General features: G+C 71.9%; 20 protein-coding genes. 9 read left to right on the forward strand and 11 right to left on the reverse strand.

Going from position 1 to position 19,922, the window contains the following annotated elements:
• Positions 1-38: 38 nt before the first annotated feature.
• From IF655_RS03810 to IF655_RS03825, 4 genes are all read right to left on the reverse strand, one after another.
• Entirely contained in the window at positions 39-491 is a 453-nt protein-coding gene (locus IF655_RS03810; RefSeq protein ID WP_199582054.1) for an NAD(P)H-dependent oxidoreductase, read from the reverse strand.
• A gap of 129 nt (positions 492-620) precedes the next feature.
• Positions 621-1,634, reverse strand: a complete 1,014-nt coding sequence (locus tag IF655_RS03815; RefSeq protein WP_199582055.1) for an NAD(P)/FAD-dependent oxidoreductase — start codon at positions 1,632-1,634, stop codon at positions 621-623.
• Complete coding sequence (locus tag IF655_RS03820) at positions 1,631-2,155, reverse strand: isoprenylcysteine carboxyl methyltransferase family protein (RefSeq protein ID WP_199582056.1); 525 nt, start codon at positions 2,153-2,155, stop codon at positions 1,631-1,633. Before IF655_RS03820 ends, IF655_RS03815 begins: the two co-directional genes overlap by 4 nt.
• Before the next feature lie 17 nt (positions 2,156-2,172).
• On the reverse strand, positions 2,173-3,231 hold the full coding sequence (locus tag IF655_RS03825) for a type III polyketide synthase (protein WP_199582057.1): 1,059 nt from the start codon (positions 3,229-3,231) through the stop codon (positions 2,173-2,175).
• 133 nt (positions 3,232-3,364) lie between these two features.
• Between IF655_RS03825 and IF655_RS03830 the strand changes: the two genes are divergently transcribed.
• Positions 3,365-4,228, forward strand: coding sequence for a UbiA family prenyltransferase (locus IF655_RS03830; protein WP_199582058.1), 864 nt, complete (start codon positions 3,365-3,367; stop codon positions 4,226-4,228).
• A gap of 101 nt (positions 4,229-4,329) precedes the next feature.
• On the opposite strand, the gene IF655_RS03835 is transcribed toward IF655_RS03830, so the two are convergent.
• Positions 4,330-4,815 carry an SRPBCC domain-containing protein gene (locus IF655_RS03835; RefSeq protein WP_199582059.1) on the reverse strand — a complete coding sequence of 162 codons (486 nt, stop codon included), beginning with the start codon at positions 4,813-4,815 and terminating at the stop codon, positions 4,330-4,332.
• A gap of 331 nt (positions 4,816-5,146) precedes the next feature.
• Between IF655_RS03835 and IF655_RS03840 the strand changes: the two genes are divergently transcribed.
• From IF655_RS03840 to IF655_RS03865, 6 genes are all read left to right on the forward strand, one after another.
• On the forward strand, positions 5,147-6,028 hold the full coding sequence (locus IF655_RS03840) for a CPBP family intramembrane glutamic endopeptidase (protein WP_199582060.1): 882 nt from the start codon (positions 5,147-5,149) through the stop codon (positions 6,026-6,028).
• Positions 6,028-7,299, forward strand: coding sequence for a sensor histidine kinase (locus IF655_RS03845; RefSeq protein WP_199582061.1), 1,272 nt, complete (start codon positions 6,028-6,030; stop codon positions 7,297-7,299). Before IF655_RS03840 ends, IF655_RS03845 begins: the two co-directional genes overlap by 1 nt.
• A complete protein-coding gene (locus tag IF655_RS03850) occupies positions 7,296-7,967 on the forward strand; it encodes a response regulator transcription factor (protein WP_199582062.1) in 672 nt (223 codons plus the stop codon). The genes IF655_RS03845 and IF655_RS03850 overlap by 4 nt, the downstream gene beginning before the upstream one ends.
• A gap of 105 nt (positions 7,968-8,072) precedes the next feature.
• A complete protein-coding gene (locus IF655_RS03855; protein ID WP_199582063.1) occupies positions 8,073-9,035 on the forward strand; it encodes an SDR family NAD(P)-dependent oxidoreductase in 963 nt (320 codons plus the stop codon).
• Positions 9,032-9,637 (forward strand): TetR/AcrR family transcriptional regulator, encoded by a 606-nt coding sequence (locus IF655_RS03860; protein WP_199582064.1) that lies wholly within the window; start codon positions 9,032-9,034, stop codon positions 9,635-9,637. The genes IF655_RS03855 and IF655_RS03860 overlap by 4 nt, the downstream gene beginning before the upstream one ends.
• A 141-nt stretch (positions 9,638-9,778) precedes the next feature.
• Positions 9,779-10,855 carry a methyltransferase gene (locus IF655_RS03865; protein WP_307814851.1) on the forward strand — a complete coding sequence of 359 codons (1,077 nt, stop codon included), beginning with the start codon at positions 9,779-9,781 and terminating at the stop codon, positions 10,853-10,855.
• Between the two features lie 45 nt (positions 10,856-10,900).
• Here the strand turns inward: IF655_RS03865 and IF655_RS03870 are convergent, their stop codons facing one another.
• Positions 10,901-12,493, reverse strand: coding sequence for an ATP-binding protein (locus IF655_RS03870; RefSeq protein ID WP_199582065.1), 1,593 nt, complete (start codon positions 12,491-12,493; stop codon positions 10,901-10,903).
• 111 nt (positions 12,494-12,604) lie between these two features.
• Between IF655_RS03870 and IF655_RS03875 the strand changes: the two genes are divergently transcribed.
• Positions 12,605-13,381: a response regulator gene (locus IF655_RS03875; RefSeq protein WP_199582066.1), complete on the forward strand. Its 777-nt coding sequence runs from the start codon at positions 12,605-12,607 to the stop codon at positions 13,379-13,381.
• Between the two features lie 159 nt (positions 13,382-13,540).
• Entirely contained in the window at positions 13,541-14,428 is an 888-nt protein-coding gene (locus IF655_RS03880; RefSeq protein WP_199582067.1) for an SDR family NAD(P)-dependent oxidoreductase, read from the forward strand.
• A 38-nt stretch (positions 14,429-14,466) separates the two neighbouring features.
• On the opposite strand, the gene IF655_RS03885 is transcribed toward IF655_RS03880, so the two are convergent.
• The 5 genes from IF655_RS03885 to IF655_RS03905 all read right to left on the reverse strand — a co-directional run bounded on the left by IF655_RS03885 (position 14,467) and on the right by IF655_RS03905 (position 19,865).
• On the reverse strand, positions 14,467-15,312 hold the full coding sequence (locus IF655_RS03885; protein ID WP_199582068.1) for a DUF1206 domain-containing protein: 846 nt from the start codon (positions 15,310-15,312) through the stop codon (positions 14,467-14,469).
• A 75-nt stretch (positions 15,313-15,387) separates the two neighbouring features.
• The gene (locus IF655_RS03890) at positions 15,388-16,692 is read right to left on the reverse strand and encodes a phosphatidylserine/phosphatidylglycerophosphate/cardiolipin synthase family protein (RefSeq protein WP_199582069.1); all 1,305 of its coding nucleotides are present in this window, start codon (positions 16,690-16,692) and stop codon (positions 15,388-15,390) included.
• Between the two features lie 238 nt (positions 16,693-16,930).
• Positions 16,931-17,521, reverse strand: coding sequence for a hypothetical protein (locus IF655_RS03895; protein WP_199582070.1), 591 nt, complete (start codon positions 17,519-17,521; stop codon positions 16,931-16,933).
• Positions 17,518-18,861, reverse strand: a complete 1,344-nt coding sequence (locus IF655_RS03900; RefSeq protein ID WP_199582071.1) for a DUF58 domain-containing protein — start codon at positions 18,859-18,861, stop codon at positions 17,518-17,520. The genes IF655_RS03895 and IF655_RS03900 overlap by 4 nt, the downstream gene beginning before the upstream one ends.
• A complete protein-coding gene (locus tag IF655_RS03905) occupies positions 18,858-19,865 on the reverse strand; it encodes a MoxR family ATPase (protein ID WP_199582072.1) in 1,008 nt (335 codons plus the stop codon). The genes IF655_RS03900 and IF655_RS03905 overlap by 4 nt, the downstream gene beginning before the upstream one ends.
• Positions 19,866-19,922: the final 57 nt, after the last annotated feature.

Genomic DNA, 19,922 nt, shown 5'->3' on the forward strand with positions numbered 1-19,922 from the left:
CGCGTGAGCGAGGCCGATCCGCTGCGGGCAGAGTGCGATCAACGAGAGTCGGTGCGGTAGTGGGCGGCGGTTCCCGTGGCGTGCGGGCTGAGTTCGGGACGCAGGACCAGGTCCTCGTCGTAGTCGCCGCCGTTCCCGCCCACGAAGACGCGGTCGAACCAGCCCTTGAGGATGGCCGGCATCCCGTACCACCACAACGGGAACTGCACGACGAGCGTGTCCGCCCAGGACAGTTTGTCGTGTTCGGCCGAGATGTCAGGGGACAACGTGCCCTGTTCGAAGGCATGTTGGGCCGCGCTGCCCACGACGAGCCGCTCGCCGTCGGGGTGGGAGAAGTCACTGGCCCTGACGACCGGGTCGAACTTCATCGCGTACAGGTCGCTGGTGCGCACCTCGTGCCCCTGGTCCAGGAGGTGTTGGACACCGTCGCGGTACAAGGAGCCGTTCAGGGAACGAGGTTCGGGGTGGGCGGTGAGCCACAGGAGTTTCACTGCAGGTTCCCTTCCGACAGATCCATGATCGTGCGCACCTACCGGGCCCCTCCTGGGGCAACCCGCCTCCAGGGCGGTCCCGGACGCTGACGCCGAGTGGACCCCGGGCCCCCCGCCAGCAGCCCTCCGTCAGCGGAGTGCGTGCACCGCCGCCGCGAACACCGGCGGCACCCGGGACGCCACCGGCACGACCAGCCGGGCGCCAGCCGGACGGCTGCTCGCGGCCAGCAGCGCTCTGGTCAGCAGGCGGTGGCGGCGGGTGGCACGGGACCACTCGTGCTCGTAGCGGTCCGGGCGCCCGGCCGCGATGCAGCGCACGGCGGCTTCGGCTGTCGTCAGGGCGAGGGCGATGCCCTCGCCGGTGAGGGCGTCGACGTAGCCCGCCGCGTCTCCGACGAGCAGGACCCGGCCCTGGACCCGGCGTCGGACCCGCTGGAGCAGCGGTCCGGCGCCGCGTACCGCCGTGGCGGGGGCGCCGTGCAGCGCGGCGGTGAGGGCGGGGAAGGCGGCCAGGTGTTCGTCGTAGGCGCGGCGGACGCGGCTCAGTACGGCGACTCCGACCAGACCGTCGGCGACCGGGGTGACGTATGCCTCGCCGTGGCTGGACCAGTGGATCTCCACGAAGTCCGTCCAGGGGGCGACGTGGTAGTGGCGGCGCAGTCCGTACCGGCCCCGCGCGCCGGCGGGCAGTTCCAGGCCGAGGCGGCGGCGGACGGGAGAGTGCAGGCCGTCGGCGGCGATCAGCCAGCGTGCCGTGATTCCGGCGGCGGTGACGCTGTCCCGGGTCTGGCGCACTGCGCCGACCTTGCCGGGGACGATCTGTACGCCGAGGTCGAGGGCGCGCTCGTGGAGGGCGTGGTGCAGGGTCGTACGGCGGACGCCCAGACCCGGGCGGTCGCGGAAGGGTGCTTCGGCGCGGTGGTGGCCGTCCAGGTAGCGGATGCCGCGCAGTTCGCGGCCCGTCGGCTCCACGCCCAGCGCGCGGAGGGCGGCGACTCCGCCGGGCATGACGCCCTCGCCGCACGCCTTGTCCACGGGCGCCGTGCGCGGCTCGACCACCACCGCGGTCAGTCCGGCCAGCGTGGCGTGCACGGCCGCCGCGAGCCCGGCCGGGCCGCCACCGGCCACGAGGACGTCGATCATGCCGGAGCCGGTGTGCGGGCGGCGGTCAGCGCCTGGTTCTCGCAGCGGATGCGTACGGTGAGCACGGCGGCGTTCAGGATGGTGAAGACGACGGCGGTCACCCAGGCGGTGTGCACCAGGGGCAGTGCCACCCCCTCGGCGACCACGGCCACGTAGTTCGGGTGGCGCAGCAGCCGGTAAGGACCCCGGGCCACCAGCGGCAGACCGGGTACGACGATCACGCGGGTGTTCCAGCGCGGTCCAAGTGTCCCGATGCACCACCACCGCAACGCCTGCGCGCACACCAGTAGGGCCAGCATCGGCCAGCCCAGCGCGGGCACGAACGGCCGCCCGCCGAGCCAGACTTCGAGCGGACAGCCCGCCAGGAGACCCACGTGCAGGGCGACCATCGCCGGATAGTGCCCGTCGCCCGCCACGATCGCCCCGCGTGACCTGCTCCAGCGCTCGTTACGGCGGGCCACGACCAGTTCGGCGACCCGCTCACCCGCGACGGCGGCCACCAGCAGCGCGTACCAGATCATGTGTCCTCCTGTCGGGCTCACCAGCTCAGCAGCACCCATTCGCAGGCCAGCCCCGGTCCGACGGCCAGCAGCAGTCCCGGAGTGCCGGGCGGTGGGCGGCGCTCGGTGAGGGTGTCGCGCAGGACGTGGAGCACGGAGGACGAGGAGAGGTTGCCGACCTCGGCCAAGTGGCGCCAGCTCAGGGCGAGTTCCTCGGCGGGGAGGTCGAGCGCGTCGGTGACGGACTCCAGGATGCGGGGGCCGCCGGGGTGGCACACCCAGGCCGTCACGTCCTGCGGCTTCAGACCGTGGTCGCCGAGGAACTCCCTTACGTCGTCGGCCAGATGGTGACGGAGCGCCTGGGGGATGCCCGGGTCGAGGACGACCTTGAAGCCGGAGTCCCCGATGTCCCAGCCCAGCAGACCGCCCGCGTCCGGGTAGAGACGGCTGCGGGAGTCCACGACCGTGGGACCCGTGAACGCGTCCGCGCGGTCCGCCCCGCAGGCCACCACGGCGGCGGCGCCGTCGCCGAAGAGGCCGGTGGCGACGAGGTTGGCCGTGGAGGCGTCTCCGCGTTGGAAAGTGAGCGAACACAGCTCGACCGACAGCAGCACCGCCACCTGCTCGGGGCGCCCCAGCAGGAAGTCGTGCACGCGCGCCAGCCCCGCCGCGCCCCCGGCACAGCCCAGACCGAACAGCGGTACCCGTCGCACGTCCGGGCGCAGCCCGAGCCGGACCGCCACCCGTGCGTCGACGGACGGGACGGCGACGCCGGTGACCGAGGTGAAGACCAGCAGGTCCACGTCGGACGCCGACAGCCCGGCGGCGCGCAGCGCGTCCCGGACCGCGCGGGCGCCCAGGTCGGTGGCGGTGGTGATGTAGAGGTCGTTGGCGGCGCCGAAGCCGTCCAGCGTCCCGTACCGGTCGAGCGGCAGCGTCATGTGGCGGGAGCGGACCCCGGCGTTGCGGTGCAGGCGGTCCAGCACCCGGCGGTCGGCGCCCCGGGGCAGACAGGCGGCGGCCACCATGTCGGTGATGTCTGCCTGGGCGAAGCGGTACGGCGCGAGGGCACCGTGCACGGCGGCGATCCGCGTCATGACGCTCCCGTAGTCGACGGGCCCGGGGGTGGACCCAGCAGATCTTCCCGCGACCATCACTCCGGCACCAGAGATCGCCCGTCCGGCCGTTTCCGGATCGTGGCGCGCCCGGCGCGGCTCCTAGGATCGCCGGGTGGTGACTCCCGAGCGGTCGGTGATCCCGGTTCGCAACAAGACCTCCGCCCTGGCCGGGGCGTGCCACCCCGGTCCGTTGGCGGCGGTCACCGCGCTGACGGCGGCGCTCGCCGTGACGGCGGGTCAGGCGCCGGGCCGATGCCTGCTCACCACCGGTGCCGTGCTCACCGGGCAGCTCTCCATCGGCTGGTGCAACGACGCCGTCGACGCCTGCCGGGACAGCGCCACGGGTCGCCGGGGCAAGCCCGTCGCGGACGGCGCGATCGGGGCGCGGGAAGTGTGGACGGCCGCCGGTGCCGCGCTGGCCGTGTGCGTGCCGCTCTCGTTCGCCTGCGGGTGGGCGGCGGGCGCCGTGCATCTGACCGCCGTCGCGTCCGCGTGGGCGTACGACCTGCGGCTCAAGGCGACCCGCTGGTCCTGGGCGCCGTACGCGGTGTCCTTCGCCGCGCTCCCTGCCTTCGTCACGCTGGGTCTGGCCGGGCGCCCGTGGCCCGCCTGGTGGGTCCTCGCCGCCGGTGCGCTGCTGGGCGTCGGCGCCCACCTCGGGAACGTGCTGCCGGACATCCGGGGCGACCTGGCGACCGGCGTACGGGGCTGGCCCCAGCGGCTGGGCGCCCGCCGGGTACGGCTGCTGCTGCCGGTGCCGCTGGTCACCGCGTCCGCCCTGCTGGCGCTCGGACCCGCCGGACCGCCCGGCGCCCGGCAGGTCGCCGCGCTGGTCGGGGCCGGGCTGATCGCGGTGGCCGGGACAGTCCTGGGGCGCCGCCGGGAGCAGACCGCGTTCGCGGCGGCGGTCGCTGTGGCGGCGCTGGACGTGGCGCTGCTGCTGAGCGGCGGCGGGCTCGGGACCGGGACATCCTGAGCGCGGGGAAACCGCGTTCGAGGGGCGGGGTCCGTCACCGGCCACCACGAAGCCCGCCCCCTACGGCTCTCCGGCACTCTCGGGGTCGGTCGTCCTCGGACTCAGCGCGCCCGCGCGGCGGCCACCTCGGCGAGGGAGTCCAGGGTCGCCTCCATGCCGGCCGTGTTGTGGGCTTTCAGGTCGAGGAGTTCTTCCCGGCTCTCCCCCATGACCGGAAAGAGGTGTTCGACCTGCCAGCTTTCGGTGACGAGGGTGCCTTGGTCCCGGGGCTGGAGGCGGTAGTGCCACAACGTGGCGTCCACGCCGTGGACCACGACGTACCAGGCGAACTCGCGTCCCGGCTCAGCCGCGTGGATGCGCGACCGCGTCACCCATTCATGGTCGTGCCGCACATCGGCGTTGACGGCGGTGAACCATGAACCCACCCGTGGCACGCCCTCGGTCTCGTACGTGGCGGAGACCAGATCGGGTGTCCACGCGACGGATGCCTCCACGTCGCTGATCAGGTCGTACACGGTCTGCGGGGGCGCGTCGATCCACCGCTCGCGCCGCACCCGCAACTCGGACAGGTCCATCAGGTCTGACATGGTGAGCCCTTCGGAAGGGTGTCGAGCCTAGAGCCTGTCCGGCGGATCTTCGTGGGCCCGCGACGCCTGGCACGCACTCTCGCCGCACGCCCGAATCACCCGAGTACGTCCAGTACGAGGGAGATCCGGGCGCACGCCGAGAGCACGCACCAGACGCCGCGGGCTGCTCCACGAAGATCCGCCGGACAGGCTCTAGGTGAAGGACGCCTGCGGCAACCCCTGTTGCATCGAAAGACGCAGGCGCCGAGGTTCGGCGGAACGGCGCTCGAAGCCGGAGTGGCGCGGTCCCTACCGTCGGATGGTCACTCACCACCGCCCGGGAGGAACGCACATGTCCTCGCTCATCCGATCACATCCACTGGCCGCCTTCTTCACGCTCGCCTGCGCGCTGAGCTGGCTCGGCTGGGTGAACTACATCCTGTCCCAGCAGGGTCTGGGGATCACCGACGTCGACTACCCGACCGTCCTCGGGACCACTCAGCTCCTCGGTGTGCTGCCCGGCGCGTACCTCGGTCCGATCGGCTCGGCCCTCGTCGTCACCGCCGTCGTCGACGGTCGCGCCGGGCTGCGCGCGTGGGCGGGACGGCTGTTCCGGTGGCGGGTCGGCGCGCGGTGGTACGCCGTCGCGCTGCTGGGCGTTCCGGCGGGGTTGTTGGTCGTCGGAACCGTCTTCTCCGGCGGTCGGATCGCCGCTCCGTCCCTGCTCGCCGCGTACATACCGGTGCTCGTGCTCCAGTTGGTCACGACGGGACTCGCGGAGGAGCCCGGCTGGCGCGACTTCGCCCTGAGCAGGCTGCAGCGGCGGTACTCGCCGCTGGTGTCCGCCGCGATCCTCGGACCGGTGTGGGCCGTCTGGCACTACCCCCTCTTCCTCACGGACTGGGCGGAGGGCAACCGCGGGTGGGCCGGGCTGCTCGCCTTCACCGTGTTCTGCGTGTCGTTCAACGTCGTGATGTCGTGGATGTTCAACCGCACGAACGAGTCGCTGCCCCTGTCGATGCTCATGCACGTCAGCGTCAACACCTTCGTCTCCGTGCTCTGGGCGGACCTCTTCCCGAGCCTCGCCTCGGTCGCCGTCCCCGTCATGTCCGTGGGTTCCGTGGTGGCGGCGCTCGCGATCATCGCGCTGACCCGGGGTCGGCTCGGTCGCCCGGTGCCGGGGGAACCGTCGGTCGCGGTCGAGCGGCGCGGCGCTCCCCTACACTCCCGATGATGACGACTTCGCGGGGCGCGTCCGGGCGGGAAGCGCGGGGCGGTGCCGTGGCGGTGGGGGTCTGCTGCCTCGTCCTCGGTCTCGCGATCCTCCTGGCGGTGCCGCCCGTCGCCCACGTGCCGGGCAGCTCCGCCGCCGTTCCCGCCGTCGGCTCGGCGGCGTGGTGCGCGATCCTCGCCACCGTGGCGGCGCAGTCGGCGGCGGTCGCGGTGAGCACGCGAAAGCCTCGTACCGCCGCGGCGGTGGTCGTCCTCGCCGCGCTGCTGCTCGCCGGTGTCGCGCCGGGCGATCTCGTCAGCGTGACCGCGGTGCCCGAGATCGCCGCGGTCGGTCTGGTCGCCCTGACGACCGGTCACCGGCTCCGAAGCGGGACGGCAGCGGCACTGTTCGCCGGAGTCGTCGTCGCCACAGCCGTGAACGCCGTACGCTCCGGCGCGGCGGGTCCACTCGTCGCACTGGCTCTGGGCGTCGGTCAGGGTCTGATCGTCGTCGGGGTTCCGCTGCTCATCGCCCTTGTCGTCGTCGGCAGACGTGAGGTGGACGCGGCTCACCGGCGGGAGATCGCCGCGCTGACGGGCGAGCGGGAGGCACTGGTCGCTTCGGCGATCGCCGCCGAGCGCGTCGCCCTCGCGCGCGATCTGCACGACATCGCCGCCCACCACCTCTCCGGCATCGCCGTGCTCGCGGCGGCCATGGAACGGCAGATCGAGGACCGGCCCGCCGCCGCGCGCGAGTCGGCGCACGACATCCGCGCACAGAGCATGGCCGTCCTCGGCGACCTGCGGAAAATGGTGGGGCTGCTGCGCGACGACGACATGGCACCGCTCGCCGAGCGCTCCCTCCGGGCGATCCCCGACCTGTTCGGACCACGGCAGAGGGACGGTCACCGCATCGATCTCACAGTGCAGCCGGACGGTGCCGACCCGGGCGTCGGCGTCTCCGCCCTTGCCCAGGTGGTCGGCTACCACATGGTCCAGGAAGCTCTTGCGAACGCGTCCCTGCACGCACCCGGCGCCCGATGCTCCGTCACGCTCGACGGCACCGGTGACGACCGCGTCGCCATCACCGTCCGCAACGACCGCGCTCCGGGTCCTGTCCCCGCGTCGGGACGAGCGGGCTTCGGGCTGATCGGCATGCGCGAGCGAGCCGCCCTCGTGGGAGCGAGCGTCGACTACGGGCCCACGCCCGGCGGCGGATGGCAGGTCACGCTGGAGCTGCCGCGTGAACGGCCGTCGGGGCACCGGCGGTTGAGGGAAGGAGTGAAGCCGTGACCACGGAAATCCGCGTGGTGATCGCCGATGACCAACCACTCGTACGGAAAGGGCTCGCCGCGCTCCTCGCCGCCGAGGACGGCATCGAGGTCGTCGGCGTCGCCGAGGACGGCGCGGAAGCCCTGCGGTTGATCCGGGAACGGCGCCCGGACGTGGCGTGCCTCGACATCCGCATGCCGCGGATGAACGGCGTGGACGTCGCGCGCGCCGTGCGGCACGACCAGGTCGAGGTGCTCATGCTCACCACCTTCGACCTGGACGAGTACATCTTCGGCGCACTGGCGGCCGGAGCCGCGGGATTCCTGCTCAAGGACTCCGATCCGGACGTCATCGCCCACGCCATCCGGCAGGTCGCACTCGGTCGCGGCATGATCGATCAGGAGCTGACACGGCGTGTCCTGCGCGCTTTCGTCGCACTCCGCCCGGCGCGACCCGTCACCGTACGGCAGGACGCGGTGGCCGGCGGCATCCTCACCCCGCGCGAACTCGACATCCTGCGGCTGCTCGCGCAGGGCATGAGCAACAGCGACATCGCGTCCGAGCTGTGTATCGAGCCGTCCACGGTGAAGTCCCATCTGGCCCGGATGCTGCCCAAGTTGGGCGCGGCTTCCCGCCTTCAGGCGGTCGTCTGGGCCTACCAGAACCGCGTGGTCGCCCTGCCCGAGTAGGGGACGACCGCCCGCTCCCGAACGGGTCCGCACCCCGGTCAGCCGCTCTGCCGTAGATGTTATGGTACTGAGTACCATCTGGTACTCGATACCGAGGAGCCCGCCATGGACAGCCGGACCATCGTGTTGACCGGAGTGACCCGCGGTTTCGGCCGCGACGCCGTCGAGCTGCTGATCCGGGAACGACCGCAGGACCACTACGTCGTGCTGGCGCGCCGGGACGGTGCACGCCTCGCCGCGGAACTCACCGAGGTCACCGGCGCTTCCGGGATCACGGACGCTTCCGGGGTCACGGTCCTGGACTGCGACCTCGCTTCGCTCGCCGAGGTCGGGCGGGCGGCGGCGGAGATTCTGCGGGGGCTCGACACCGGGTCCCTCCCGCCGCTCGGCGGCTGTCTCGGCAACGCCGGCCTGACGCTCACGACCACCGACCAACGCACCACGGACGGCTACGAGACGACCTTCGGGGTCAACGTGCTGTCCCACTACCTGCTCGTCAGGGAGCTGCTCCCCCGCTTCACCGCTCCGGGCTGGATCGTGCTCACGTCGAGCGACTGCCACTTCGGGCAGTTCCGCTACACGCTCGGCGCCACGGCGGCACCGCGCTGGGAGACACCGGAGCACCTGGCCACGCCGCGTGCCGGTGGGGCGCGGGAAGCCGGACGGGCGTACGCGACCAGCAAACTCGGCGTCATCTACCTGACCCACGCGCTGGCCCGCCGTCTGCCCGACGGCGTCGGCGTCCACTCCTACAACCCGGCGCTCGTCGCGGGCACCGACTTCTTCCGCCACGCCCCGGGACCCGTACGGGGTGTGCTCGACGGGTTCTTCCGGCTCCAGCGGGTCCTGGGCCGGGGCATGACGCCACGGCAGGCGGGCGCCCGGCTGGCTGAGACGATCCTGACGGCGCCGAGTGCACCGAGCGGGTCCTACCTCGATCGCGGCCGTGACGTCCCGTCGTCGCCGGAGTCGTACGACGAGGCGCGCGAGGAGGAGCTGTGGCGCGAGGCCGGGCGCCTCGTCGAGGCCGGTCGCCGGGCGGAAGGGGCGGATATCCTGGCCGAATGAGCGTGGACAAGTCTCCGGTGGAGTCCCTGCGGGACCGCAAGCGCCGCCAGACCCGGGAACGGATCATCGAGACGGCGTTCGCGCTCTTCATGGAGCGGGGGTTCGACGTCGTCACCGTGGACGAGATCGCCCAGCGGGCCGAGATCGGTCGCACCACCTTCTTCCGCTACTTCGGCGACAAGCAGGAAGTCGTCTTCTCCACCGAGGACGACTTCCTGCGCGCGCTCATCGCGGCCATGCGCGAGGCGCCCGCCGAGCCGCTCCCGGATCTCGGGCGGGCACTGGCCACATCCCGGCGGCTGCTGCTGGCGCTCTGCACCGAAGCCGCCCGCAACGCCGACCATTACGCGGTGTACCACCGTCTGGTCACACGGCACCCCGAGCTGGAGGACCGCCACACCCGCAAGACCCGGCACTACGCCGACCTCCTCGAGAAGCATCTGATCGACCATGGCACCCCGCCGCCGACCGCCGTCCTCGCCGCCCAGTTGACCCTCGGCTGCTACCAGACGGCGTGGCGCCTCGGCGGCACCGACGCGACGGCGGTGCTCCGCGAGGCGGAGGGCGCCTTCGACCTACTGCTGGGCGCCACCGCCGTATGACCGGCGGACCAGTGCTCGACTCACCTGGCGTTTTGCCCGGCTGTCCCCCATAGGTCCGGGTAGCGTCAGCCGCACGAAGGGCGCGAGGAGTTCCCTCCGCCACACGCTGCGGGTGCGGCCGGATCGATCGGAGGTGTGGTCGTGTCGGTCGACATGAGCACCGTGGACGAAGCGAAGCTCAACGAACTGCTCGGAAAGGTCGTGACCGATCTGGGCGCGGTCGCGGCGGCGCCCCTGGTTCTCCTCGGGGAGCGGCTGGGGCTCTTCCGGGCGCTGGCGGACGGCGAGGACGTCATCCCCGGGCAGCTCGCGGAGCGCACCGGGACCACCGAGCGCAACGTCCGCGAATGGCTGTCCGCGATGGCCGCCGGTGGATTCCTGACCTACGAGGGCGACGACCGCTTCCGCATGTCACCGGAGCAGAGCGCGGTCTTCGCCGACGAGAACAGCCCGGCGTTCGCGCTGGGCGGGTACCAGGCGTTCCTGTCCTGCGGCTCGGCGGAGGAACGGGACAGGCTGGAGCGCGCCTTCCGGGACGGCCACGGTGTGGGCTGGCAGGAACACCACCCGGACCTGTTCGCGGGGACGGCCCGTTTCTTCCGTCCGGGCTACGCCGCGCATCTGGTGGACGAGTGGCTGCCCGCGCTGACCGGCGTGGTGGAGAAACTGCGCACCGGTGGCAGGGCGGCCGACGTGGGTTGTGGACTGGGCCACTCCACCATGATGATCGGCAAGGCGTTCCCGAACGCGCTGGTGACCGGCTTCGACAGTCACCGCCCGTCCGTCGACGCCGCCCGGGAGCTGGCCGCCGAGAGCGGTGTCGAGAGCCGGGTCTCGTTCGAGGTGGCCGGTGCCAAGGACTTCACCGGCGGGCCGTACGAACTGATCACGTTCTTCGACTGCCTGCACGATATGGGCGACCCGGTCGGCGCCCTGGCGCACAGCAGGGAGCAACTGGCCGAGGGCGGCAGCATCATGCTCGTGGAGCCGATGGCGGGCGACCGCCTGGAGGAGAACCTGAACCCGCTCGGCCGTACGTTCTACGGCGCCTCGGCGCTGATCTGCACACCTGCCTCGCAGTCCCAGGAGGTCGGTCGCGCCCTGGGCGCCCAGGCGGGCGAGGAGCGCACCCGCCAGGTCGCGTCGGAGGCGGGTCTGACCCGATTCCGCCGGGCGGCGCAGACCCCGTTCAACATCGTGTACGAGGTCCGCGCCTGACGGCGGAACTCCGGTGATCCGCTTGCGAGTTGCCCGGGGACGGACCTAGTGCGTCACCGCGTCGGCGTTCAGGTCCTCGGACGTGTCCGGGGTCGCGGGCCTGCTCGCCAGGGTGAAGACGATGCGGGTGCCCTCGGTGTGTTCGAGGTCGACGGAGATGGTTCCGCCGTGGAACTCGACGATCTTCTTGCACATCGCGAGACCGATGCCGCTGCCCTGGTAGCGGTCCTTGGTGTGCAGCCGCTGGAAGATGATGAAGACCTGCTCGGCGTACTCGGCGGCGATGCCGATGCCGTTGTCGGTGACGGCGAACCGCCAGAAGTCACCGTCCTGTTCGGCGGAGATGTGGACGGCCGGGGTCTCGCCGGGGCGGCGGAACTTGATGGCGTTGCCGATCAGGTTCTGCCACAGCATGCCCATCTGGGTGGAGTCGGCGACCAGGGTCGGCAGCTCGTCCCGGGTGATCACCGCTCCGGATTCCTCGATGCTGACGCTGATGGCGGTCAGCGTCCGCTTGATCACCGTGTTGAGGTCGACGCTCTGGTGGGCGTGATGGACGCGACCCACGCGGGAGAACTCGAGCAGGTCGTTGATGAGGGTCTGCATACGGTTCGCGCCGTCGACCGCGAAGTCGATGTACTGGTCCGCCCGTTCGTCGAGCTGTCCGCCGTAGCGCCGCTGGAGGAGCTGGGTGAAGCTGGACACCTTGCGCAGGGGTTCCTGGAGGTCGTGCGAGGCGACGTACGCGAACTGCTCCAGCTCCGCGTTGGACCGCTTGAGGTCGGCGGACTGCGCGTCCAGGCGCAGCCGGGCGTCCTCGCTGAACTCCAGCTCCCGCACGAGCCGTCGGCGCATGGACTCGATCTCGCCGCTGAGCCGGCGCAGGTCGGCGGGGCCGGTCGGGGTGATCGGATGACCGAAGTCGCCCTCGGCGATGCTGCGGGCGTCCGACCCGATCTGTTCCAGGGGCGTGGTGACACCCCGGCGCAGCGCCTCGAAGACGATCACGGCGAGGGTCACGATGACGGCCGCGATGGCGGCGAAGATCCAGTTCCGCAGGCGCATCGTGGAGGCCAGCTCCGCCCTGGAGGACACCCGGTCGGCGCGCAGCCGGTCCTGCTGGGTGGCCATGACTTTCCGCATGGCGTCGAAGTCCGCCTTGCCCGCGGCAGCGCTCTCGGCGGCGAGCGGCGAGGGCTTGCCCGCCGGTGAGGCGGCGACCGGTCGCGCGATCCGCGCCTGCCACTTCTCGATGTGGTCCTCGACGTCCTTCAGGTCGCGCAGGCGTGCGGTGTTGCCCCGGAGGAGGACCGACAGGCTCTTCAGGGAGGTCTTCTGCTGGCTGAGCCCCTGCCGGTAGGGGGCGAGGAAGTCGGCGCGGCCCGTGAGTCCGTAGCCGCGAATGCCCGTCTCCTGGTTGAGCAGCGCCGATTCCAGCCGGATCGAGGTCGTCAGCGCGGGGGACTTCACGTCCACCAGGTCGTCGCTGATCGACGCGGTCCGGTCCAGGACCCAGCCTCCGGTCGCTCCCAGGAGCAGCAGGACGGACATCGCGACGGTGACTCCGAGGCGAAGCCAGCGCCGGGTCGTCCACCGGGACAACTCCCGCCCGTGTGGCGGCTTCTCGTCGACGGTCATCCTCTGTCTCCTCCGCGGTGACGGCCGCGCTCACGGCGGCGCAGCCACACCTTAAGGGACGACGACAACTGTTGTTGTCGCGGGTGACGCCGAGGACTTACTCTGCTCGTCATGCCTGGCAAGAACTTCGTTGTACCAACCACCCCGCAGGAGACGGCCGCGCGCGCGGACGCTGCGGTCGACGAACTCTCGCGGCGCATCGCCCATCAGCTCACGGAAGGCGTTCCCCGTTCCCTGCTGCCGGACGATCCCTCGCAGGCGCTGACCCGGCTGCACGTGCTGACCCACATCCAGCGGGCCGCCGAGCGCCTCCAGCGTGCGGCGGCCGTGGACGCCGCCCGCGCGGGCGCCGGTTACCCCCAGATCGGCGAAGCCAGCGACATGACACGCCAGGGCGCCCGGCGCCGTTGGCCGGGACTCTTCACCCACTCCAATGAAGCACCCACGGAGCATCCGATGATGACCACCCCCGCCCGCCCCTACGACGTCCTGCTCGTCGAGGACGACGTCGCCGACGCCCTCCTCATCGAGGAGGCTCTCTCCGAGCGCGGCGCGCGCAACCTGGTCCAGGTCACCGACGGAGTCGCCGCGCTGGAGCACCTGCGCACCCCGGGCAGCGCGCGTCCCGACCTCATCGTGCTCGACCTCAACATGCCGCGCATGAACGGCCGGGAGCTGCTCCAGATCCTCAAGGCGGACGAGGATTTCCAGACCATTCCGGTCGTCGTCCTCACCACCTCCTCCGCCCCGGACGACGTCACCGGCGCCTACCACAGTCACGCCAACGCCTATGTGACCAAGCCCGTGAACCTCTCGGAGTTCGAGCAGGCCGTCCAGAGCATCGACGCGTTCTACCTGGAGACCGCCACCCGTCCGCCGCGCGACTGAGGCGGGCGCCCGGGGCGGGGCAGCCAGGGCGATGCGGCCGGGTGAAATATCGCCCGCTCCGGACCCGTCGCGGTGGTGGCCGCCCGGTCCGCACCGCCTCCTCCGCCACACTTCGCCCGTGAACGGTCGTCCGACAGCTCGCGGGACGGAGAACAACGCATGACCACGCAGGGTGCTTCGACCGACCTCTTCGATCTGTCCGGGCGCGTGGCGGTCGTGACCGGGGCGGCTCGGGGTATCGGCCGCTCCGCCGCGGTCGCGCTCGCGGCTGCCGGTGCGGATGTCGCCGGGCTCGACATCGTGGCCGAGGTGAGTCCGCGGATGGAATTCCCGGCGGCCGAGCCGGAGGACCTGGAGGAGACCGGGCGCGCCGTACGGGCGCACGGGAGGAACTGGCTGTCGCTCCGGGCGGATGTCCGCGACATCGCCGCTCTGCGGGAGGCGGCGGAGCGGGTCGTCGCGGAGTGGGGCGGTATCGACGTGGTGCTGGCCAACGCCGGAATCCAGGCGTTCAAGCCGCTCCTCGAAATGGACGACGGCGACTGGTCCGACCAGATCGACAACAACCTCACCGGCACGGCGAACACGCTGCGGGCGTTCGGTCCGCACCTGGTCGCGCGCGGCGGAGGGCGGCTGATCGTCACCTCGTCCACCCAGGGGCAGCACGGCACGAAGTGGGGAGCCGCCTACTCGGCGTCCAAGTGGGGGATCATCGGGCTGATGAAGTCGGCGGCGCTCGATCTGGGCGAGTACGGCATCACCGTCAACGCCGTCGTGCCGGGTCTGATCGACACGGCGCTGACCCGCCACGAGGAGCGCTACGCCCAGGCCATCGCCGACGGGGGCGGCACGCCCAGCGGCGAGGTCGCGAAGGACGAGAGGACGGCAGCGTCGGCGCTGGCGGGCAGGCTCCCGCTCGGCGTGCCGTGGATCGAGCCGGACGACGTCGCACCGGCGGTCGTCTACCTCGCCTCCGACGCCGCGCGCATGGTGTCCGGAACGGCGCTTTCGGTCACCGGGGGCGACAGCGCGCGCGTCACCGCGTGACGGTTTCCCGGTGACCTGACCCGACCTGTCCGGTGGTGTCACACCTCGCGCCAGCGGGCGTTGCACCAGGAGAACGCGCCGAACGCGGCCAGCCCCAGCGCGATCAGCGCCAGCAGCCACGGTCCGGCGGGCAGGTCCCGGAACGACCGCAGGGTGTCGTCCATGCCCTTGGCCTTGCCCGGCTCGTGCTGTACGGCGGCGATCAGGGCGAACACCCCGGCGACGCCGAAGACGATGCCGCGAGCGGCGCCGCCGCCCACGCCCAGGATCTCGACGATCCGCCGCACCATGGGGGACATCTCGCCGGTGCGCAGGTGCTTGCAGAACTTCCGCATGACGGCCCGTACCGCGATGTAGACGCCCGCGCCGACCACCACGAGTCCGGCGGCACCGACGATCCACTGACCGCCGGGCCACTTCAGCACCATCGCGGTCACGTCGTCGCTCTGCTTGTCCGAGGAGCCGCTGCCGCTGCCCTTGTCCCCCGCCGCGTAGGACAGCACCGAGTAACAGACGAAGGCGTAGAAGACGGCGCGCGCGGCGGACAGCGCCCGTTTGGACGCCTTGTGGCCATCGCCCCCGGCGGCGCCGAACACCGCTTCGGACAGCCGCCACAGGGCCATTCCGGCCACCGCGATGCCGAGGGTCCACAGCATGGCGGCGCCGAACGGCTTCTCCGCCAGCTCGGCGAGAGCACCGCCGCGGTCCGCCTGCTTCCCGCCGCTGCCGCCGCCCAGGGCCATCTGGAGGGCTATGACGCCGACGAGCAGGTAGATCAGTCCACGAGCCGCGAACCCGGCCTTCGCCGCCGCGGCCATCACCGGGCCGTCGGCGGCTCGCCGGGCCTTCCCCCAGCCGCGCTCGGCCAGCACACTTGAGTCCATGACAGACCCGATGCCCCGGCGCGTCCGCGTCACGCCTGAGCGGGGCGCGCGGGGCTGAGGTAGGGCCGGGAACGCCTATTCCCGCGCCTGGTCCGGGTCGATCGGAATCTCCCGTGCCGTGTTCTCGGCGCGCTTCTCGGCAGTCAGCCCCTGCGCCGCGGTGCCGCAGCAGCGGTCGTACTGGTTCTGCCAGTCCGTCATGAACGTGGCGTAGTCGGACTGTCCGGTCAGCCTCAGGTCCGTCTCGTCGTTGTGCCAGATGCCGTTGCTCGTCCAGTTCGAGGAACCGACGAAGACGATCTTGGAGTTGGGCGTACCCGCGTAAGTGCCGCTGACCGTCATGTACTTGTCGTGCGTGTAGTGCAGGGCGTTGCCGTTCGCGTCGGTGCCGCGAGTGGTGTCGTGCACGTCGATGTTCGGGCGGTCCTTCAGATAGCTCTGCACGCTGTCGTCGACCTGACCGGCGGTGAGGAGAATGTGGACCTTGACGCCGGTGCCGGCCAGGCTCACCAGTTTCTTCGGCAGCTCCAGGTAGTTGCGGTCGCCCGGCTCGCCGTGCGAAGTCCACTGGAACATGGCGATGTTGATCGTGGCGGGCGCCTTGACGTTGTTCAGGAAGTCGACCCAGGTGTCGCTCCCGGAGCGGGCCTTGGGCCACTGGTAGGAGTGCGGGGTCAGGTTCCTGGCGGCCTTGCCGTCGGTGGAGTTGTAGTAGTCGGGCACCAGCGGGCCCGGACCGTTGAGCGCACCCTTGGCCATGGCGGTGAAGTAGTGCACGTAGGAGTTGTACAGGTCGACGTTGCCCTTGACGGTGGCGCTGCTGTTCCACGCGGTGCCGGTCTGGGCGGAGGTGGGGTTGGCGCTGCTGACGGTCACGGTCCTGTTCGCGTCCTGCCCGCCGCTGAGCATGTAGTACTTCGCGTGCAGCGCGGAGCCGCTGAAGTGGGTCAGGCACCCGCCCGGACACAGCGCGGCGAAGCTGGAGGCTCGCGGGTCGTTGCCCAACTCGCCGACCATCGACTGCCAGACCGCGTTGTCGCTGTGGGAGTCCATCAGCGCCTTGACGATGACGCCGCGCTGGTGGGCGGCGATCAGGGCGTTGGCGAAGTCCGGGCCGGGCTGCGCGTTGCCGATCGAGTACATGGCGACGCGGACGGTCTGCCCGCAACTGGCGCTGTTGATCGAGTCGATGATCGGACCCATGATCTTCATCTGGGCGGCGGGGTCCTCGGGGTCGTTGAAGCGCGCGCCCGGGGTGGAGGTGAACGTCCGCTGTTCGCAACTGAGCGGTGCTTTCGCCTTCTTGACCGCGGCGTGCGCCGGTGTCAGCGACAGGACGGTGACGACCAGTGCGGTGATCAACGTGAACGTTCTCTTCATGAACGGCCTTTCGCCGGGCTGTCGATGACGAGTCGGTTGCCACGAGAAGCCCGCAGGAACCATGCCGCCGTGAGCGGAATCTACTGCTGTCCCACCGATTGTTCCGGAATCAGTGTGCAGCCCCCGCCTCGCGCGTCGCAAGATCCCTCGAGCGAGTGAGCGACCTCGGGGTTGCTCCGTCGGCGCCTCGATTTCGTGTAACGGGCTGTTCTACGGCGGGCTCTGACGCCAGGGCGGATCAGGCGCGTGGTCTGCGGCGGCCGCGCAGTGCCAGCAGCAGGCAGAGCGCGGTCGCGGCGACGGCGAGTGAGGCGGGCAGGCGTGCCCATGGGGTGTTCGCGACCGGTGCCTCGGCGGCGAGCAGGACCAGGGCGGTCGCGGCGGCGGCCGTGAGGGCGGGTGTCGCCGGGCGGTCGGGTGTCGCCGGGCGGTCGGGCGGGGCGGTGGAACCGGCGGTCCAGGGGTCGGTCGCGAGCAGGTAGGCGAGCAGCAGGGTGGCGACGCAGACGACCAGCCAGAGCGCGGGGTCGGTGGCGGCGGCGACCGCGATCGCCGCGGCGGGGAGCACGGTCGTTCCGCGGCGGGCCGCGAGGCTCCGCAGGCGGAGTGAGGTCGGGGCGGGGCGGGCGTCGACCATCGGGGCGGACCACCACGCGGCCGCTGCCGCCGCCAGGACCAACACCTGGACAAACAGGGATGCGTGGAGCGCGGCCGGTGGGTCGCAGGCGGCGACGGCGAGGGCTGTTCCGAGCAGGCGGTCGGTGAGGCGGGAGGTGAGACGGGTGCGGAGCAGGGCGGCTCGGGTGCCGGACGTGGGGGCCGGGATCATCGGGTTCCCCCGTGGACGCGGGTGCGCAGCAGGGGTGCGAGGGCGAGGTCGAGGGTCTCGCCGGGTCGGTGGGTGACGACCGCGATGCCGCGTTCCTTCAGGGCGAAGCGCATGGCGTCGCGGTCGGCGCGCCACAGCCGCAGCGCGAGTGCGGCTTCGGTGTCGCCGGGTTCGGGGACCGGCTCGCCGACGGGGATCTCGACGACGACCATGGGGTTGGCGCGTCCGCGCACGTGGTGCAGGATGTCGAAGATCCGCTGGTCGGTCAGTGGCGTGAGGACGTACACCAGCGCCCCTGCGGGCAGCGCGGGCGGTGGGAGCAGCCCGAGTCCCTCGGTGCGGTACGCGCGGTCCTTGCGGACCTCCAGCACGCTCTCGACGATGCGGTAGAAGTACCCCTGCCCGCTGCCCGGTTGGAGCCAGCGGGTGGTGCCGCCGACCGATACGACGCCGACCCGGTCGTGGGTGCGCAGGTAGGCGCGGACCAGTCCGGCGGCGGCGCGGAAGGTCTCGTCCAGCGAGGACGTGCCGGTGACCGGGTCGACCACGTCGGTGAGCCCGTCCAGCAGCACCACGGTGTCGGCGGTGCGCTCCGCGGCGAACTGGTGGACCTGCAGGGTGCCGCGCCGGGTGGTGGTGGGCCAGTGGATCCGCCGCTGCCGTTCGCCGCGTACGTACGGGTGTACGCCGGTGACCTCGACGCCCTCGCCGCGCTGCGTGGCGGTGTGCTCGCCGAGCCGTTGCGGCAGCCGGACCGGGATCGGCGTGAGGCTCGCGTGTCCGGGGAGCGGGAAGACGGCGATCTCACCGAGGTCGACGCGCACGGTGCGCCGGGCCAGCCCGCCGCGGTCGTAGAGGTCGACGTCGACCGTGCCGAGCGTCCAGCGACCCCAGCGCCGCGCGGTCAGGACGAGGTCGACGCGGTGCGGTCCGACCGCGAGGTGGTCGAGCCGGACTCCGTGTCCGAGGGTGACGCCGGGGTCGAGGCGCCCGGTCTCACCGTCGTAGGACACCGTGATCCGCACCGTCACTCGCTCGCCCTCGAAGCAGCGCCGCGGCTCGACCTCGGCCTCGGCGGTCACCGTCCGCGAGCGTGGTCCGCCCGGCAGGGCGAGGGCGAGCAGCGCCAGGGGCGCGGTGGCGAGGGCAAGTACCCATGACCGCCCGGTGATCAGCGCGGCGGACAGCGCGACGACGGCCAACGTGCCGAGGCGCAGGGCGCGTTCACTGGCGCGCCAGTTGGGTGGGGGTGGTGGCGGGGGCTGGGCGGTCACGTCGTGGCGCCCGTCCAGGGCGCGTTGGACGGCAGCCGCTCCGCGGTCCGGCACGCCCTCCGTCATGACGCGACCGGCGTACGCGGCACGGTCTGCGGGGCGGGCACCGACTGCACGATCTCGCGCAACACGTCGTCGGCGTCGATCTGCCGGACCCACAGCTCCGGCTTGAGGGTGACGCGGTGCGCGAGGGCGGGCACGGCGACGGACTTGACGTCCTCCGGGGTCACGTAGTCCCGCCGGTCCAGGACGGCACGGGCACGGGCGAGCTGTACCAGGGCCAGTCCGCCGCGCGGGGAGGCGCCGACCTGGACGTGCGGGTGGGCGCGGGTGGCGCGGACCAGCGCGACGGCGTACTCGAGCAGGTCGTCGTCCACCTCGACGCGTTCGACGGCGGCTCGCATGGCCAGCACCTCGCCCGGGTCGCTGAGCGTGCGCAGTACGGCCTCGGGCGCCGCCCGGTCGACCCGCGCGCGCAGCATGCCCGCCTCCTCGGACGCCTCCAGGTAGCCCATCCGGACGCGCAGCAGGAATCGGTCCAGTTGGGCCTCGGGCAGGGTGTACGTGCCCTCGTACTCGATGGGGTTGGCGGTGGCGACGACCACGAAGGGCTCCGGCAGCCGCCGGGTGCTTCCGTCGATGGACACCTGAGCCTCGGCCATCGCCTCAAGGAGCGCCGCCTGGGTCTTGGGCGGGGTGCGGTTGATCTCGTCGGCGAGCAGCAGGTGGGTGAAGACGGGTCCGGGGCGGAAGACCATGTCGGCGGTCCGCTGGTCGTAGAACGGGGCTCCGGTGACGTCGGAGGGCAGCAGGTCGGGGGTGAACTGGATACGGCGGAAGTCCAGGCCGAGCGCGGTGGCGAAGGAGCGTGCCAGCAGGGTCTTCCCCAGCCCCGGCAGGTCCTCGATGAGGACGTGGCCACCAGCGAGGACGCCGAGCATCACCAGCTCCAGCGGTTCCGCCTTGCCGACCACGGCTGTACGGATCTCGTCGAGCACGGCCGCTGCCCGCTCGCCCGCCTGGCGGGGGGTGAGGGTGGCGTGGTGCGGGGTGGGGCGTGGGCTGGTCACGGTCGGTTCCTCACGGGGCGGGTCGGGGTGCGCGGGCTTCGGGGCGAGCCGGGAGGC

The organism is Streptomyces sp. DSM 110735, assembly GCF_016482685.1.
GTDB lineage: Bacteria > Actinomycetota > Actinomycetes > Streptomycetales > Streptomycetaceae > Streptomyces.

What these genes read in the sequence shown, in the direction of transcription:
- IF655_RS03880 (WP_199582067.1), top strand. Translation starts at nt 13,541, where the DNA reads ATGACCACGCAGGGTGCTTCGACCGACCTCTTCGATCTGTCCGGGCGC.
- IF655_RS03815 (WP_199582055.1), bottom strand. Translation starts at nt 1,634, where the DNA reads ATGATCGACGTCCTCGTGGCCGGTGGCGGCCCGGCCGGGCTCGCGGCG.
- IF655_RS03900 (WP_199582071.1), bottom strand. Translation starts at nt 18,861, where the DNA reads ATGACGGAGGGCGTGCCGGACCGCGGAGCGGCTGCCGTCCAACGCGCC.
- IF655_RS03845 (WP_199582061.1), top strand. Translation starts at nt 6,028, where the DNA reads ATGACGACTTCGCGGGGCGCGTCCGGGCGGGAAGCGCGGGGCGGTGCC.
- IF655_RS03840 (WP_199582060.1), top strand. Translation starts at nt 5,147, where the DNA reads ATGTCCTCGCTCATCCGATCACATCCACTGGCCGCCTTCTTCACGCTC.
- IF655_RS03825 (WP_199582057.1), bottom strand. Translation starts at nt 3,231, where the DNA reads ATGACGCGGATCGCCGCCGTGCACGGTGCCCTCGCGCCGTACCGCTTC.
- IF655_RS03860 (WP_199582064.1), top strand. Translation starts at nt 9,032, where the DNA reads ATGAGCGTGGACAAGTCTCCGGTGGAGTCCCTGCGGGACCGCAAGCGC.
- IF655_RS03870 (WP_199582065.1), bottom strand. Translation starts at nt 12,493, where the DNA reads ATGACCGTCGACGAGAAGCCGCCACACGGGCGGGAGTTGTCCCGGTGG.
- IF655_RS03875 (WP_199582066.1), top strand. Translation starts at nt 12,605, where the DNA reads ATGCCTGGCAAGAACTTCGTTGTACCAACCACCCCGCAGGAGACGGCC.
- IF655_RS03855 (WP_199582063.1), top strand. Translation starts at nt 8,073, where the DNA reads ATGGACAGCCGGACCATCGTGTTGACCGGAGTGACCCGCGGTTTCGGC.
- IF655_RS03890 (WP_199582069.1), bottom strand. Translation starts at nt 16,692, where the DNA reads ATGAAGAGAACGTTCACGTTGATCACCGCACTGGTCGTCACCGTCCTG.
- IF655_RS03885 (WP_199582068.1), bottom strand. Translation starts at nt 15,312, where the DNA reads ATGGACTCAAGTGTGCTGGCCGAGCGCGGCTGGGGGAAGGCCCGGCGA.
- IF655_RS03895 (WP_199582070.1), bottom strand. Translation starts at nt 17,521, where the DNA reads ATGATCCCGGCCCCCACGTCCGGCACCCGAGCCGCCCTGCTCCGCACC.
- IF655_RS03835 (WP_199582059.1), bottom strand. Translation starts at nt 4,815, where the DNA reads ATGTCAGACCTGATGGACCTGTCCGAGTTGCGGGTGCGGCGCGAGCGG.
- IF655_RS03820 (WP_199582056.1), bottom strand. Translation starts at nt 2,155, where the DNA reads ATGATCTGGTACGCGCTGCTGGTGGCCGCCGTCGCGGGTGAGCGGGTC.